The organism is Pseudomonas sp. 6D_7.1_Bac1, assembly GCF_025465945.1.
GTDB lineage: Bacteria > Pseudomonadota > Gammaproteobacteria > Pseudomonadales > Pseudomonadaceae > Aquipseudomonas.
On the sequence record NZ_JANLNW010000070.1, the window covers coordinates 40,060 to 56,572 of the forward strand.

General features: G+C 60.9%; 15 protein-coding genes. 7 read left to right on the forward strand and 8 right to left on the reverse strand.

The window, feature by feature from the left end:
- The first annotated feature begins 32 nt into the window (after positions 1–32).
- From NTD87_RS18525 to NTD87_RS18540, 4 genes are read left to right on the forward strand one after another with little or no spacing between them, the layout of a single operon-like run.
- Positions 33–1,223: a CpaE family protein gene (locus tag NTD87_RS18525; protein ID WP_262115546.1), complete on the forward strand. Its 1,191-nt coding sequence runs from the start codon at positions 33–35 to the stop codon at positions 1,221–1,223.
- A complete protein-coding gene (locus tag NTD87_RS18530; RefSeq protein WP_262115547.1) occupies positions 1,220–2,494 on the forward strand; it encodes a CpaF family protein in 1,275 nt (424 codons plus the stop codon). Before NTD87_RS18525 ends, NTD87_RS18530 begins: the two co-directional genes overlap by 4 nt.
- 18 nt (positions 2,495–2,512) lie before the next feature.
- Positions 2,513–3,397, forward strand: coding sequence for a type II secretion system F family protein (locus NTD87_RS18535; protein ID WP_262115548.1), 885 nt, complete (start codon positions 2,513–2,515; stop codon positions 3,395–3,397).
- Position 3,398: 1 nt separating this feature from the next.
- Positions 3,399–4,283, forward strand: a complete 885-nt coding sequence (locus NTD87_RS18540; RefSeq protein WP_262115549.1) for a type II secretion system F family protein — start codon at positions 3,399–3,401, stop codon at positions 4,281–4,283.
- A 262-nt stretch (positions 4,284–4,545) separates the two neighbouring features.
- Here NTD87_RS18540 and NTD87_RS18545 read toward each other — a convergent pair whose 3' ends face one another.
- A complete protein-coding gene (locus NTD87_RS18545; protein ID WP_262115550.1) occupies positions 4,546–5,310 on the reverse strand; it encodes a response regulator transcription factor in 765 nt (254 codons plus the stop codon).
- Positions 5,311–5,435: 125 nt separating this feature from the next.
- Positions 5,436–5,906, reverse strand: coding sequence for a prepilin peptidase (locus tag NTD87_RS18550; RefSeq protein ID WP_262115551.1), 471 nt, complete (start codon positions 5,904–5,906; stop codon positions 5,436–5,438).
- Between the two features lie 75 nt (positions 5,907–5,981).
- Between NTD87_RS18550 and NTD87_RS18555 the strand changes: the two genes are divergently transcribed.
- Positions 5,982–6,428 (forward strand): TadE/TadG family type IV pilus assembly protein, encoded by a 447-nt coding sequence (locus tag NTD87_RS18555; RefSeq protein WP_262115552.1) that lies wholly within the window; start codon positions 5,982–5,984, stop codon positions 6,426–6,428.
- A complete protein-coding gene (locus NTD87_RS18560; RefSeq protein WP_262115553.1) occupies positions 6,425–9,178 on the forward strand; it encodes an ATP-binding protein in 2,754 nt (917 codons plus the stop codon). Before NTD87_RS18555 ends, NTD87_RS18560 begins: the two co-directional genes overlap by 4 nt.
- Here the strand turns inward: NTD87_RS18560 and NTD87_RS18565 are convergent.
- The 6 genes from NTD87_RS18565 to pbpC form a co-directional block, all read right to left on the reverse strand.
- Positions 9,175–11,103 carry a pilus assembly protein TadG-related protein gene (locus NTD87_RS18565; RefSeq protein ID WP_262115555.1) on the reverse strand — a complete coding sequence of 643 codons (1,929 nt, stop codon included), beginning with the start codon at positions 11,101–11,103 and terminating at the stop codon, positions 9,175–9,177. The genes NTD87_RS18560 and NTD87_RS18565 overlap by 4 nt on opposite strands.
- Positions 11,104–11,215: 112 nt before the next feature.
- A complete protein-coding gene (locus NTD87_RS18570; RefSeq protein ID WP_262115556.1) occupies positions 11,216–11,773 on the reverse strand; it encodes a DUF4136 domain-containing protein in 558 nt (185 codons plus the stop codon).
- Between the two features lie 28 nt (positions 11,774–11,801).
- Positions 11,802–12,410 carry a DUF4136 domain-containing protein gene (locus NTD87_RS18575; protein ID WP_262115557.1) on the reverse strand — a complete coding sequence of 203 codons (609 nt, stop codon included), beginning with the start codon at positions 12,408–12,410 and terminating at the stop codon, positions 11,802–11,804.
- A 58-nt stretch (positions 12,411–12,468) separates the two neighbouring features.
- Positions 12,469–13,218: a methyltransferase domain-containing protein gene (locus tag NTD87_RS18580; protein WP_262115558.1), complete on the reverse strand. Its 750-nt coding sequence runs from the start codon at positions 13,216–13,218 to the stop codon at positions 12,469–12,471.
- On the reverse strand, positions 13,218–13,520 hold the full coding sequence (locus NTD87_RS18585) for a MazG-like family protein (RefSeq protein WP_262115560.1): 303 nt from the start codon (positions 13,518–13,520) through the stop codon (positions 13,218–13,220). The genes NTD87_RS18580 and NTD87_RS18585 overlap by 1 nt, the downstream gene beginning before the upstream one ends.
- 181 nt (positions 13,521–13,701) lie before the next feature.
- Positions 13,702–16,029, reverse strand: a complete 2,328-nt coding sequence (gene pbpC / locus NTD87_RS18590; protein ID WP_262115562.1) for a peptidoglycan glycosyltransferase PbpC — start codon at positions 16,027–16,029, stop codon at positions 13,702–13,704.
- A gap of 105 nt (positions 16,030–16,134) precedes the next feature.
- Here pbpC and NTD87_RS18595 point away from each other — a divergent pair, with 105 nt between their 5' ends.
- Complete coding sequence (locus NTD87_RS18595) at positions 16,135–16,428, forward strand: hypothetical protein (RefSeq protein ID WP_262115563.1); 294 nt, start codon at positions 16,135–16,137, stop codon at positions 16,426–16,428.
- Positions 16,429–16,513: the final 85 nt, after the last annotated feature.

Sequence of the window (16,513 nt, forward strand, 5' to 3'; positions counted from 1 at the left end):
GGCTACTTCGATCAACGCAGCGGACTCTCACCATGAGCCAGAACCTGAGCCAGACGTTCCTTGCGATTACCCGCAACAGCACTGATCTGGAGTGGCTGCAAGGCGCTTTGGCGCCCTTGGGCCAGGTGGTCAGCGCCGGTGGCGGTAGCCTCGATGAGCTGCTCGCGCTGGTGGACGTAACCTTTGCCAGTCTGGTGTTCGTCGGCCTTGACCGCGAGCATGTGGTAGCCCAGAGCGCGCTGATCGAAGGCGCGCTGGAAGCCAAACCGATGCTGGCCATCGTCGCGCTGGGCGACGGCATGGACAATCAACTGGTGCTTAACGCCATGCGCGCCGGAGCTCGGGATTTTGTCGCCTACGGCTCACGCGCCAGCGAAGTTTCAGGTCTGGTGCGACGCCTGAGCAAACGTCTGCCGACCGTGGCGCCCAACACCCAACTGGGTGGTCTGACGGCGCTCTTTGGCACTCAAAGCAACGCCGACGGAGCCCTGCTCGCCGGGCACCTGGCACTGGTGGTGCAAAAGAGCGGCCAGCAAACCTTGCTACTGGACCTTGGCCTGCCCCGTGGTGACAGCCTGGCGCTGCTGGGGCTGGAGAGTTCGTTTCATTTCGGCGATGCCTTGCGGCATCTGCGGCGCCTGGATGCGACGTTGATCGACAGCGCCTTCACCAGTGCCGAAGCCGGGCTGCGAATCCTCGCCTACGCCAGCAACGACGAACCGCTGGAACACACCAGCGCCGCCGAGCTGTACATGCTGCTCAGCGCCTTGCGCCAACACTTTCAGCACATCGTGGTCAACCTCACCGGCCAACCCGACAGCGAAGCCCTGCGCACCTTTGTCAGCCATTGCGACAAGCTGCTGTGGTACACCGACCAGAGCGTGCTCGATTGCCGGCGCAATCTGACAGTGCTCAACCTGTGGCGTGAAAAAGGCATGAAGCTTGAACACGCGCAACTGCTGGTCGACCGCTACCTGCGCAACGCGGCCCCGGATTCCGATACGCTGGGCAAGACCTTCGGCCTGGAAGTCATCGCCGTCCTGGCCTACAGCCCCGAGGTTCGGCTCAATGCAAAAAACCAGGGCGTGACCCTGTTCGAACTGGCCCCCCGCGAGGTCCTGACCCAAAGCTTGCGCACCCTCGGTGAACGTCTGGCCAAGCGTTCTGAAACGCTGGCCGCCCCCAAAGTCAGTTGGCTGAATCGCTGGCGAGGCCAAAAATGAGTGGTGAAAAACTCTTCGGTGCACAGACCCAGGGCCCGATCGGCAACACCGACCACGAAGGCCTGAAACTGGTGCTGCATCGCTACATCATCGATGCCATCGAAGAGTCCGGGAAAAACCTGCTGGAAGGTTCGCGACAAATCCTTTCGCAGTTCGTCACCGACAAGGTCGCCGAATACATCGCCCGTTTGCACCTGGCGATTTCGCGCTATGAAATGGAGCGTCTGGCCGAAGAACTCGTCGACGAGCTCACCGGTTTCGGTCCGCTGGAAGTGCTGCTGCGCGACCCGAGCGTGACCGAGATTCTGGTCAACGGTCCGCACCGGGTGTTCATCGAGCGTGACGGTGTATTGCACCAGAGCGACCTGCGCTTCATCGACGCCCATCACGTCGAGCGGGTCATGCAACGCATCCTCGCGCCACTGGGGCGGCGTCTGGATGAGTCATCGCCGATGGTCGATGCGCGCCTGCCCGACGGTAGCCGGGTCAATGCGATCATCCCGCCTATCGCGCTGGACGGACCGTGCCTGTCGATTCGCAAGTTTCGCAAGGACATGCTTAAAAGCAGCGACCTGATGGCGATGCAAACCATCGATCAGGCGATCTTCGACTTCATTCAAGAGGCAGTGGGCAAGCGCTGCAACATCCTCATCAGCGGCGGTACCGGCACCGGCAAAACCACGCTGCTGAACATCCTCAGCCAACTGATCGACACTCACGAACGTCTGGTGACCATCGAAGACGTCGCCGAACTGCAACTGGGCCACCCTCACGTCGTACGCCTGGAAACCCGCCCGCCCAATGCCGAGGGCCACGGCGAGGTGAAAGCCAGCGACCTGATCCGCAACGCCCTGCGGATGCGCCCGGACCGAATCATCCTTGGCGAAATCCGTGGCGTTGAAGTGGTCGACGTACTGACCGCCATGAACACCGGTCACGACGGCTCGATGAGCACCCTGCACGCCAACAACGCCCAGGACGCACTGTTGCGCCTGGAGACCCTGGTTGGCCTGACCGGGCGCCAGATTGCCGAACGCACCCTGCGGCAGATGATCTGCGCGGCACTCGATGTGGTGATTCAACTGACGCGTCTGCCCGATGGCCGACGCTGCGTCAGCGAGGTGGTGGAAGTGGTGGGTATCCGCGAGGACATCTACGTCACCAACACCTTGTTTCGTTTCGATCGACGGACCGGTTTCGGCTTTCTGCGCGAAGCGGTCAACCCCGCTGGCGACAAGCTGCGCCATGAGTTGTCCCTGCCCCCCAACTGACTAGACGAGGCGTGCGCGATGATCGGCCCGATACTGCTCAGCCTGATGTGTGTGGTGCTCCTGGGACTGTCGATTCGGCTGTTCTATCAGGGCCTGCGCAAGACCAGTACCGAACGCGTGCTGAGCCGACTGGCCCAGGGGCAACCGCAACTGATCGTCGAAAAGCCTGTGTGGACGAGCCTTGAGCACGCCTTTTTGCGCGCAGGCCTGGGCCGCCCGACCGAACGCCTGACGCTGTGGTTGCTGCTTTGGGCATCTCTGTGCCTGATCGGATTTATTGCACAGGGCTGGCTGGGTCTACTGATCCTGTTCGTGGTGCCCCCCCTGGCATTACGCTTGTACATTTCCTGGCGTTATCGACGTCACGTAAGACGAATGATCGAACAGTTGCCGCAGTTGCTCGATTACAGCGTGCGCAGTCTCAAATCCGGCCGCACCCTGGCTGACGCTGTGATGGGCGGCATCGACGCCAGCGCCAACCCGCTTAAAAAATCCATGGGACGAATCCAGCGCAACGTGCAATTGGGCGTCAACCTGCCCGACGCCGTGCACGACTTTGCCGAGCTCTTTGATCAGGAAGAGTTGCACATGTTCGCCCTGGGATTGAAGGTCAATCACCGCTACGGCGGCAACGCCAGCGAGCTGCTGGAGAACCTGATGAAGCTGATTCGTGAACGCGAGCAAGGCGCCCGCCAGCTTCGGGCCATGACCGGCGAAACCCGAATGACCTCTTGGGTACTGGGGACGCTGCCCATCCTCATCGCGAGCTATTTCATGCTGACCAATCCCGGTTACATGCTGGGCATGTGGCACGACGCTGCCGGCCAGCACATGCTGATCGCCGCGGTTGGCCTACAGGTCGTAGGGTGCCTGGCGTTGTGGCGCATGTTGCGGAGTATCTGAGATGGCACTACTGGTGAGCGCATTGCTGTTCCTGGGGGCCATGGTGCTGGTGCTTGGCAATCTGCTGGAACAGCGACGGCGTGAGCGTCACGTCACTCAGCGCCTGCAAGGGCAGATCGCGCACGACAGCAAACTCAGCAGCTGGCTTCGAGCGCTCGGCGACAGTAAATTCGGCCGGCGCTCGGTCAGCATGGACAGCGAGATCCAGACCCTGCTCGCGCGCCTGGGGTGGCGCAAATCCAGCGAGCGTTCGTTGTTCGCCGCCTGCCAGGTCGGCACGCCCCTGCTGGTGCTCGGGTTGGTGGTGTTCTTTCAACAGGTGTTCTACCCCAACGCGCAAAACCAATGGCTCGCGCCGATACTGGGAGCCGGACTGGGTTATCTCCTGCCCAAACGGCTACTGGCCTACGCCGTAAACCAGCGGCAAAAAAACATTACCCTCGAGATTTCGACGTTTATTCCGCTGCTGCGGATTCTGTTCGAATCGGGCATGGCCATAGAGCAGTCCTTGCGTGTGCTGAGCATCGAGGCGCAAAAACTGCTGCCGGAGCTGACCCACGAATTACACCTGATCCTGACTCGGGTCGACTCCGGCCTGGAACTCGGCCAGGAACTGCACAAGACCGCGACGCTTTTGGCAGTGGACGAATTCACCGACACCTGCGTGATCCTCCAGCAATTGATCCATCAAGGCGGCGGCGCCATGAAATCGCTGCTCGCGCTCAAGCAATTGCTCGACGACCGGCGTCTGACACGCTTGCAGGAATACATCTCGAAAATGTCCGCCAAGATGTCCGTGGTGATGATGCTGTTTCTGTTTCCCGCCTTATTGATCGTATTGGCCGGCCCGGGCTTCACCGCGATTGCTCGGGCGTTTGCGCCTTAGAACCGCAAGCGGTGACCACGTTCTTGTAGCAGCTGCCGAGCCCGCGAGGCTGCGTTCGAGGACGAAGTCCTCGCAAATCCTGCGTACGCAGATTGCCTGTAAAAACGCGTTGCCCGATTTTACGACCGCTTCGCCCGAGCGCGGACCGGGCCGAACGCAGCCTCGCAAGCTCGACAGCTGCTACGGGCGGTTCATCCGCAATACTGACCGGGGTATTAGTTGACCACTACGATGTACTCAATCGAATGAACAAACCAGGAACCTAGTGCGCCGTAACCCGCGCCCGCCCCCCCGAACCACTCGGCGACAGCGCCAACGCCAACTGCGTCCGGTTATGCATATGCGTCAATCGCAACACCTGCGACACATACAACTTCACCGTGTTCTCGGTAATCCCCAACTCACAGGCAATCTGGTAATTGGTCTGCCCCTTGCCCACCAACCGCGCAACATCGAGCTGACGAGGCGACAGCTGAGTGAAGATCGCCGGCATCTCCTCACTTGAACTCCCGGATGGCGACACCAGAGGATCACGACGAACCTTATCGAGGTCTTGATAAAGATCGTCGATGGATTCTGAAAGGTCCTGCAGCTTCTGATTCAAGTGCCCCAGCTGGACATTTTTTTGCCGTTCCTGAAGCGCAACCTCCTGGCGCTGCACCCCTTCGAGCAACTCGTTCAACGCTATCGGCTTTTGATAGTAGTCCGCGATCCCGGCGCGCAAGGCCTTGATCACATCCTGTTTGTCGGCACGCCCGGTGAGCATGATGGCTTCGAAGGCTCGGTGCTTGCCGGTGATGCGTTGCAGTTCCTGAACCAGTTGAATACCGTCGAACCCCGGCATGTGCAAATCACAGAGCACCAAGCCAATGTTGGTGTCTTCGCTGAAGCGCGCGATGGCCTGCTGGCTGGATTCACAGGGGACGCAACGGTAGCCGCTGCTTTCAAGAAACTCGCAAAGCTCTTCCACAATCAGCGGTTCGTCGTCGACCACCAGCACTTTTACCGCAGAGGTAGGCTTGTTCACTTACAACTCCATGCCCTGTCCGAAGACTGTCAGTTCCTGTACCGACAGCGGCAAGCTGTACAGGCGCTGAGTTGAAAGTAGACGTACTTTCCTACTATGTACATAGCGCTAGCCGCGCCACGCGACTAGTGGGCCCAGGGCAGTGTCAGCAGCATGCCGATCAGCACGAACGGCGCAAAAGGTGGTTTTTTTGACAGCTCCGGCGCCAGGTACTGAAGACGTCCTCTAAGCCCTTGACTCATATGTGGCCAGAGTATTGGGGCGATCAATAACCACAGTCCGCCGGCCACGCCGGCGCCAATGAAACTACCGAGTAAATGCAGGTTGTCGGTCGCCAGACCGATCGTCGCCATCAGCTTCACATCAGCGGCCCCCAACCGCCCCAATGCATAACCGGGCACGGTAAACAGCAGCGCCAGCAGCAGCGCCCACCCACCCTGAGCAGCCGGTGCGCCCAGCCAGGTGGTGCCGGTCCACAACAGATAAATCAGCGCCAACAACCCGGCGCCCAAGGTCAGGCTGTTGGCGATATGCCGTTGCTGAACATCCTGCGCTGCGCAAAGCACCAGCCAGATCAGTAGGACAAAACTCTGCATCCGGTAAAAATCGTCCATTTTGGCTGAATGATTCTATGCTGATATCACGTAGACGTTGTCAGGGTAGACGCATTCATGAAGTCAGGCCTCCCCAGAAAGCAAAAAGGCGCTGTGGCGATTGAGTTCGCCTTGGTATTCGTGATCTTTTTTGCGGTGTTTTACGGGATTGTCAGCTACAGCGTACCGCTGTTGCTGGTGCAGTCATTCAATGAGGCCACTGCCGAGGCGGTCCGGCAAAGCGTCGCACTGGACCCGAACACGGCCAACTACCCACAAGCCGTGCAGGACTTGGCAAATGCCGTGCTGAAACAACAACTGTCCTGGGTGCCGAGCGCCTTCAACATCACCTATGGCGTGGACACCACGGCGGCCTATAACGCAGGCACGGGGTTGCTGACCGTCAGCGTGGCCTACCCCACCAGCAAGCTCAATCAGGTCATCCCGTTCCTCGTCCTGCCAGGAGTGGGCAGCGTACCCAACCTGCCGACAAACCTGACTGCGCAATCGAGCCTGCAATTTTGACACCCGGGGAAAAGCTCTTCGGCCGGCTGCTCAAGCGCCCGCCGTTACCGGAACTCGATACGCCCTACCACCCGGCGACGCAGAACGTCGGGTTGCACCTGCAACTGAACCACGAAGGACGGGTGCTGCAAATGAGTGGTCCGTTGCGTCATGTACTGGCCCAACATCCGCCCGCCGAACAGAACCTTCTGCTGATCGACTACCTGCTGCCTCACAGCCAATTGGTTGTCGAAGGCGCCCCTGCTGACTGGCAGGGCCAGAGCCTGGACCTGGACTTCACCGGCCTGGGCGGCCAAACCTTACACCTGCGTGGCTGGGTTCAGCCGACGCCTGGCGGCTGGCTGCTGCAATTGCTCGACATTGGTGATCTGCTGCACGAACGCCAAGAGGCCCACAGCCGCGACGAGTGTCAGGTGTTCGCGGGGCGCATGAGCGAACAGCTTCGTCTGTGCAGCCTGATGCGCCTGCCCGAGGTTCTGACCGAGCAACTTCAAGGTCTGGCCCAGCGCTGGCACATCCCCTGTGTCGCCATCGCGCTGCTCGATGACCAGGAACAGGGCTGGCTGATCCACAGCCAACACCGCGCACACGATGCGCCGCAGCTGTGGCAAACCGGTCAGCCGCTGGGCACCAGCCTGGACAGTTTGAGCGGCAATACCCCGCTGCATTTGAGCGTGGTTCACGGCCTGAGCGAGCACCCGCGGTTGCAGGGAACCTTCGGCAATACCGACGGATTTCTGGTGCCTTATCGCGATGATCACGGTGTCGCGGCCTGGCTGCTCTGTGGTTTCTATCCGGCGCAACAGCGCGCACCGGAGCTCAGCGAGCGTGACTGGTTGCTGCTGGCCGCCGCGTTGGCCGGGCCGGTACTGGGGCGTTTACGCGAGCACCATCAACATCAGCAACTGGAGCGACTCGAAGCCTTGCAAGGCTTGCTCGGCACCGGTTGGTGGGAGCTGTTCGGCACGACTGACGAGGTTCAACTGGCGCCGCAATTGGCACTCACCCTGCATCTGCAGAACACCCGACTACCGCTGGCCGAGTGGTTGGCGCTGATCCATCCCGCCGACCGCCAAGAGTTGGCCAGCCGTGTGCAGGACCTGCAACAACACGACAAGACCTTGCTGCTGTGCGTGCGCCTGCACCGCCCCGACGACGCCCACACGCCGATCTGGTATCGCCTGCAAGGCCAGGCGCTGGGCGTGGGTGAGCAGCGGCGGCTGGTGGGTTTCATGCTCGACATCAGCGACATCAAGAATCAACAACAGCAAGCCGCCGCCGCCCATGCCCGGCTGGACAACCTGATCGCCAGCTCGCCGGCGGTGATCTATGTGCAGCGCTACGTCGAAGGCGCGCTGCAACCGAGTTTTTTCAGTGACAGCCTGCTGCCGTTGCTCGGTTGGAGCCTGAATGATTTGGTCGGTAGCGCGTTGATCGAGCGGGTTCATCCCGAAGACCGTGACCTGTATTTCGAACGCACCCGTCAGTTGCTGCGCGAGGGGTCTGTACGTGCGCGTTACCGTCTGCGCGACCAACGTGGCGACTATCACTGGCTGCTCGATGAAGCCAAGCTGCTGCGCGATGATCTCGGATTGCCGGTGGAGGCGGTCGGCTTGTGGCTGGATGTCACCGAAGCGACCCTGGCCGCCGAACAGGTCAAGCAAAGCGAGGAGCGTTACCGGATTTTGGTGGAAGATTCGCCTGCGATGATCTGCCGTTATCGTCCCGACTTGACGCTGACGTTCGGCAATCGCCCGTTGGCGACGTACCTGGAACGCACGCCCGAACAACTGCCCGGTGTCGATCTGGGCAGTTGGTTGTCGGCCGAACAGCGCGAAGCCTTTGTGCAACGCCTGTGCTTACTGACCCCGGAGTTCCCGGTGAGCACGGCGGAAATCAGCCTGCAACTTCCTGGGCGTGAACACGCCTGGTGGGTCTGGTCGGATCGCGGGGTGTTCGACGAGCAGGGTCGTCTGGTGGAAATCCAGGCCGTGGGCCGTGACAACACCGAGGTCCGCCGCTCGCAGCAACAACTCACGCAAAGCGCAAAAATGGCCACCCTGGGAGAGATGGCCACCGGGCTGGCCCATGAAATCAACCAGCCGCTGAACGTGATGCGCATGGCCATCGTCAACGTGCTCAAGCGTTTGAACAGCGGCGACGTGCAGATCGACTACCTGCAAGACAAGCTCAATCGCATCGACGCCCAGGTCCAGCGCGCGGCACGGGTGGTCGATCACATGCGGGTGTTTGGTCGGCGCTCGGAGATCGAGCAACAACTGTTCAACCCGGCGCAAGCGGTGGAAGGCACGCTGTCGTTACTCGCCGAAGGCATGCGTGGCAAGGGCGTCGACTTGCGGATCAGCGATATCAGTTTCCAGGCCAATGTCCGCGGTTACGTCGATCAACTGGAACAAGTGCTGATCAACCTGATGGTCAACGCTCGCGATGCACTGTTGAGCAAGCGTGAAGGTGATCGGGAGTTCAAGCCGTGGATTTCACTGTATGCCGAACGCGACCACTGCTCGCTGCGGCTGTGGGTCGAGGACAACGGTGGCGGCATCGATCCGCGGTTGCTGGAGCGGATCTTCGAGCCGTTCTTCACCACCAAACCGGTGGGTGTCGGCACAGGGCTGGGGTTGTCGGTGAGCTACGGCATCGTCGAGAACATGGGCGGACGGTTGAGCGTGCGCAACTCGGTCCAGGGCGCGCGGTTCTGTATCGAACTGCCGATTGCGCTGGAGACTTAGATCGCCAGGTAGGCTTTGCCTTTCTGTCCGCAAGTAAGATTGAAGCCCACATCCACCTTGTTGACGTCGATCCCCAGATTGAGCAGCAGGTTATTGATCAACGGATCGACCAATGGTGCGAGCAAGCCATCGATTGCACCGATCAGCGCCGTTGTCGCATCAGCCAGGAGCGATGACAGCGTGTTGAACAACAAAGCCGTCAGACCGCCAATCGTCGGTGTGTGCTGAATCAGTGTTACCCCTCCCAAGGTCCCGCTCAAACTACCCACCACGCCCGATACCGAAACAGTGTGAAGCGGCAACGGCGGAACATTGATGTCCTTGGGGTTGTTGTAGGTGTAATTCGGGTCGCTGGCCCCTGCGATCGAGGCATCAATCATGATCTCGCTACCACCGCCGGCAAAAGGCGTGCGCGGACCGCAGACAAAGGTCAATCCGTGACAAGTCTTGCTGCCGATATCGACCAGGGTTAACGGCGTAAGCGCTGATAACGGCGAGGAGGACAACCAGATTGCCGGGTCGATTCGGCCGACTTTGACTGTGAGCGCGGCAATGTCCGTGGTGGCAGTTAGGCTTTTGCTGGTGGGACTCACGCACGAATAATCGGTGACATAACTGCTGCCGACTCCCGCTTCGATCCCCACATCCAGATTGAGACCCTCAGGCACTATTTGCAGATCTGTTTGTGTGCAGGTTGCCAACAGACACCCCGGTGCCAGCAGCGTGTTGATAGAAACGATGATCGGGCTCAACAGCGTATTAACCAACTGCAACACGGCGTTGATCAGGGAAAGGTCGACCGTTGCGAGGACTCTTACCTGCGCAGTCTTCACATAGATTCGGTTCACGCCCAACGGGTCAGCCTTGGCCAGCTCCGGATCGCCGATGGCAGAAAACTGCGGCGGCTCAATCACTTTTATACGAGTCGTCACGCCTAGCAGACCTAATACGTTGACCGGTAGAACGGCTGTCACTGCACTGTTTTTATTCGCCAGTTGGACAAACCCCTGAACCAGTTGGAACAGTTGCACCGTAGCGTCCAGACTGGCCGCCGAGCTGCCCGCCTGGAGTTGAAGCACATCGCCGAGCTTGATCGGCGGAGCATTGGTTGTCCCTACCTGCAAATTGGTCAAAGCCGTCATCACATCGACCGACGCGCCATTCTGATTCGCAACCGTTGCCGCGGCTTGTATGAACTGAGTTACCGTTCCTTGCGCATTGAGCAATCCCGTGTAGTCACCTGCGGTCACCCCCAGTTCAATAGCTAACTGGTCCATGAACTTGAGCAGGTTGATATCGGTATTGACCAAGCCGTCCCAGCCCAGGGCTGTCAGGTTCACGCTGCCGCCCAGAAGGCTCGAAAACAGCGGATTCAAAAGGTTCGACCTGGCAGTGTCGACACTGACGAGCGAACTGCGAATACTCAACTGCGCCAGCGTCGGCTTGGGCCCCGCGGCCACCGCCGTGGCCGTCAACGTGGTATTGGCACTGGCCGAAGCCCCACTGAACAACGCCTGAAGAGCGCCCACCGCACTGGTCGGTACCACATTGGTGCCAACCACCTGAATGGCCGTCGATTGCGTAGCGCTGGGGACGAAGGTGCGCAGGTGGGTCGCCGGAGTCACCAGCGAACCGCAGGTGGTGGTCAGGGTGCTGAAGGTGCCGACGATGAACCCATTACGCACCGCGCTTTGCCCGGCATAACTGGCCGCCGTCAGGCCCGGCAGGCAGTTACCGCCACGGCTGACCGCCTCCAGCGCCGCGTTGTCCACCACCCGTTGCAGCTTGCGCTGCTCCAGATAGAGCCGGCCGCTGTCGACCACCAACAGTGAAAACAATAGTGCGAGGCCGAAGGTCATTGCCGCGATCAGGCCGATGGCGCCACGTTGCCGGGCGGGACCGCGAAACTGCGAAGCAGGAGACATCGAGCACTCCTTTGCCGGCGCACTGCCGAGCGCTACCTCCGGGGGTGCACGCAGTGTAGTCAAGGCTCGGGCACTGCGCTGGCAACTTGCCAGCGCATATGATTCAGGCGCTTTATCTCGGTGGGTAGTTGCTCAATATCCGCCCTACCGTCGCGCGAATCGCGGCGCTACGGTCCGAGGGTTGAGGCGATCTGCTGAGGATCTGTTCATCACTGCCGCGCCAGACCAGCTTGCCATCCTTGCCATCGAGCAAGTCGATCTGAATGGTCGCGACCTTGAAGGTGACGTTGCGGGTTTCGTTGTACATCGGCGCGCCCCAGTAGCCGTTCCAGGGGCCACCCCAGGCACCGCCGTAATTGGTGGTGATTTGTTGCTGGCGATCCTCGACGATCAGATAGGTCCGCACGTTGACGTCAGCCTTGGTGCCGGCGGCTGCCGGGCGCAGGCCACGCTGGTCGAGTTGATCGGCAACCGCATCGCGAATGCGTTGTTCGGTGAGGTCGCTCTTGATCCGGGGATCGTCCGGACGGTATTGCAAGGCCGGTTCTTTCCAGGCCCAGCTGCGGTAGGCAGCGAAGTCGCGGCTGGCATCAAAATCGTGATTGACCTGGTTGGACTGGCACGCGCTGAGCAGCACAGCGCAAGCCAGCAACGAGAGACGGTGGAGCATGATTTTTCTCCTGTTCCAGGCAGGGAACCTAACTAGGAGGATACGCCGCCACCGCCTTTTCTACAGCTTGTCTTAGCGCATCGCCACGCTCTATTTCGTTGCCCTGAAGGCCGGTTTCGGCGCTGGCACTCCAGACCGGTTGCCCGGTGCTGGCGTCGAACAAATCCACCCGAATCACCAGCACTTGCACCTGATAGGTACGGACAACCGGTACCGTGTTGTACATGCCATAGCCGTTGCCGTAACGGTTATAACCGCCGTAGCCGCCATAACCATAGTCGTCCTGGACCTGTTTCAGACGGGTTTCCTGATGCAAATCGGCGCTGACCCACAGGTCGGCCGGACGATTGTCGTGCAGCGGACGCAACCCCCGTTGATCCAGCGCATTGCTGACCGCTTCGGCGATCTGTGCCGAGTCAGCCCAGGCCGAGCCGTTGGGCAACCGACCATTGAGCCAGGCCCAACTGTGGTAACGAGCATAATCACGCGGCGCCGCCGGGTAGGCGCTGCGATCAAAGGTCTGGGCGGCTTGCGGCGGGGCCGGCGGTAACGGGTTGGAGCTGGCGACATACGGATTGCTGCCCTGGCAGGCCCCGAGCCCCAGGCACAGCATGATCAATCCCAAACGGCGTTTCATTGTGTTCTCCGTTTCATGCAGCACTGCGTTCAATAGTGCTCTTCACAGAAGCCACGGTTCAGACCGGGCGGCAGATCCAGTGCAGGTAACGCCCCAGCCCCGCAAAACTCGGGTGACGACGGTGGGCCAGTTCCATTTCCAGCAAGTCGATCAGTTCGGCACGGGCCTGGAACTCCAACGGCATGTAGTCGTGAAAAACCCGCACCCCGCTCTGGGCTTCGATTTGCCACAGACCGTCCAGTTGCGTGGCCAGCTCTCGTGGGTCCAGTGGCATTTGCGGGGTCAGGCTCTGCTTCTCGCCCGCCATGTCGTTCTTGCGCATCTTGCGAAAATGGCCCTTGAGCAAGTTGCGGTAAATCAGTGCATCGCGGTTATAGAACGCCAGCGACAACCAGCCTTCTTTCTTCGTCAGTTGATGCAGCACCGGCAGAATCGCATGAGGCTCGGCCAACCACTCCAGCACTGCATGGCACAGCACCAGGTCGTAGGGCTCGGTGAGCTGCCCCAGCAGCTCTTGCCACGGCGCCTGGATAAAGGTTGCCGTTTGCCCGGCATCGGCGAAACGCTGGCGGGCGCCTTCGAGCATCGGTTCGGCAGGCTCGGCCAGGGTCACCTGATGGCCACGCTCGGCCAGCCACAGCGACATGTGGCCCAGACCGGCGCCGATATCCAGCACCCGCAACGGTCGATCCGGCAGGGTTTCGGCCAGGTCGGCCTGCAGCACCGCCAGACGAATCGCGCCTTTGGCACCGCCGTAGATTTTTTCGGCGAACCGGGTCGCCAACTGATCGAAATGACGGTCGCTCATCAGCTGAACCGCCGTTCGCTGTCAGCCAGCTTGCTGCGTACTACCTGTTCCATGTCCAACCCCAACTCGCTGCACAACAGCAGTAGATAGAGCACGATATCACCGACTTCCTGACCGGCATGGGCGAGTTTGTCCGCCGGCAACTGGCGCGACTGGTCTTCGCTCAGCCACTGGAAAATTTCCACCAGCTCGGCCATTTCGACGCTGGCGGCCATGGCCAGGTTTTTCGGGCTGTGAAATGGCCGCCAGTCGTTGCGATCACGGATGCGGTGTAGGCGTTCGGTCAGTTCAACAAGGTTCATCGGGCTCTCCTGAAGGCGTATAGCTTCAGGCGGATGACCGCAGGAAGCAAGCTGTCGCTACGCGACAGATCGCGAGCAGGCTCGCTCCCACACTGGATTTGCGTCGAACCACAATACAGTAGTCAGCGCAGAACTAATGTGGGAGCGGGCTTGCTCCGGGCGGCGATCCGACGAAGGCGGACTAATCAACGACGTTGAACTCAACCCGTGCCGTCTGTCCGCCTTCATCAAGCACACTTAGCTCTACACGCCCAACCTGTTCAAACGTGGCGTTGATGCTCTCTTGATTAGCGCTGTCGCCCAGTGGCGTGCCGTTGACGAACCACCAGCGCCGTCCGCTGCCGCCAAGTGCCGACAGCGTCAGCCGCAGCAGTTCCTGACTGGCCGCCGGCCGGCGCAGTTGATCGCCATCACGCACGCCGACAATCGACAGCGGTGAAGACGCCGCCAGCACCGGCCCGGGGCAGTCCGGGTCGTTGGCCGGCAAGCGTGCTTCACGCCGCTCGACTCGCGGCAGCCAAGGCTCCAGCGGCGCCGGCCACAACGCGATATCCCGCGCCATGGCGCCCGGGCATTTGGGGTCGACCCGCAGACCTTTGGCATTGACCCAGACCTTCTCCACCAGTCCCACGCTCAGCGGCTGATCCATGGCCTGCAAGGTCGGCGGCGTCGTGCCGTCCAACGTCCAGGCGAAGCGCTGGCGACGGCAGTTCGGGTCATTGCGGCTCATCGGTTGACCCAGCGGCCAACAAATCGCCGCCACCCCGACGTTCAACGGCACCGGTTGGACCGGTGCGCTGATGCCCCGCTGACTGTCGCGGTTGATCAACACGTCGTGGACTTGCAACATCAACGGCGCCGCCGACGCCAGACCGAATTGCCCTGGCACCGGCGTGCCGTCCGGGCGGCCGATCCAGATGCCGATCAGGTAACGCGGTCCGACGCCAATCGCCCAGGCATCACGGAAGCCGTAACTGGTGCCGGTTTTCCAGGCCAGCACCGGACGCTGCACCAGTTCGGCGCGCGGGTCGCGGTCGGGACGCGCCTGACCGCTGAGAATTCGCCGCACGATCCACGCCGAACCCGGCGACAGCAACGGCCGCTCACGTAGCTCATCGTCAGGCTGCAAACGGATGTTGGCACTCTTGCCGCCACGGGCAAACGCGCTGTAGCCACTGACCAGATCTTCCAGTCGACTGCCGGCGCCACCGAGGATCAACGCCAGGTTCGGCTCGGCCAGCGGCGGCAAGGTCAACGGCATGCCGCCGATGCGCATTTCGGCGGCAAAACGTTTCGGTCCGTAGGCTTCCAGCAACTGCACGGCCGGTAGATTCAATGAGGTCGATAGCGCGCTGCTGGCCGGCACCGGGCCGCTGAAGCCCATGGAGAAGTTGCCCGGTCGGTAATCGCCGTAACGCCGGGGCACGTCCTGCAACAACGATTCGGAATGAATCAGCCCGGCGTCCATGGCCATACCGTAGAGGAAAGGTTTGAGGGTTGAGCCGGGCGAACGCAGGGCGCTGATCATGTCGACATGGCCGAATCGCCGGTCGTCATTGATATCCACCGACCCCAGGTAAGCGCGCACCGCCATGGTTTCTTCTTCGACCACCAGAATCGCCGCCGAGGTGTGCTCCGGCAGGCGTGCGCGCCAGCCCAGCAACAAGTCTTCGAGACGCCGTTGCAGGTTGGCATCAAGGGTGGTGCGAATCAGTGGCGGGCTGTCCGGACGGTTCAAGCGCCGCGCCAATAGCGGCGCGAGGCTCGGTTCCAGACGGGGTGCCAACAGCAACGGTTCTTCCAGGGCTTCATCGACCGCCGACTGGGGCCACACCTGAAACTGCGCCAGACGCCGCAGCACTTTGTCCCGAGCCACCTGCGCGCGCGCCGCATGTCGGTCCGGACGCAAGCGGCTCGGTGCTTGCGGCAATACCGCCAGCAATGCGGCTTCGGCGTGGGTCAGGTGTTGCGGCGACTTGCCCAGGTAAGCCCAACTCGCCGCCGCCACGCCTTGCAGCGTGCCGCCGAACGGTGCGCGGTTGAGGTAAAGGTTGAGGATCTGATCCTTGGACAGGTGCCATTCCAGCTGCGCGGTGCGCCACAGTTGGCGCAGCTTGCCAAACAACGTTCGCGAATGCGGATCGAGCAGCCGCGCGACCTGCATCGACAAGGTGCTACCGCCGGACAACACCCGACCGCCGGTGAGGTTTTGCCACATGGCCCGGCCCAGCGCCAAGGGGTTAACACCAGGATGCTGATAGAACCAGCGGTCTTCGTAAGTCAGCAGCGCATCGAGGTAATAGGGCGAAACCTGTGATGTTTCCACCGGGTAACGCCACACGCCGTTGGCATCGGCGAAACGCCACAGCGGCGTGCCGTCTTCAGCCAGCACCACCCGCGCCAGATCGTCCTTGGGCAGCGGTAACGGCCAGAGACGGTCGGCGAGCCACAGCAGCGCGATCAACAACAGCACACCGATCAGACAACGCTGAACGATTCGCTTAAACAAGCTGAAATTCAATCCACCAAACCTCTATGATTCACGGGAACTCACCCGCTTAAACAATGGCCCAAGGCTCAGCTCGAGCCCCCACTCTTTCATCAGGACGCATACATGCAAGAAAACAGCTTTTTCGAATGGCTTGGCCAGGCACTGGGTTCAGTCATCCGGTTCATCGTCGATACGCTCAGTGGGTTGTTCAACGCCTTGACTCACGCCAGCGGTAACTTTGTCGACGGGCTGTCACGAGCACTGGGCATGGAGCCCTCGATCATCAGCATTCTCGTGCTGATCATTGGTTTGATGCTGTTGTACTCGGCGATCCGCGCCTTCATGCGCGCCTCGATCATCGCCGGGATTATCTGGCTGGTGCTCGGGTTGTGGGTGTTGAGCTGGGTTGTTCACTAACACCGTGATCCCATGTGGGAGCGAGCCTGCTCCGGGCGGCGATCCGACGATGACGGCTTCAGACTCAACTAACAGGTTGCCTGAA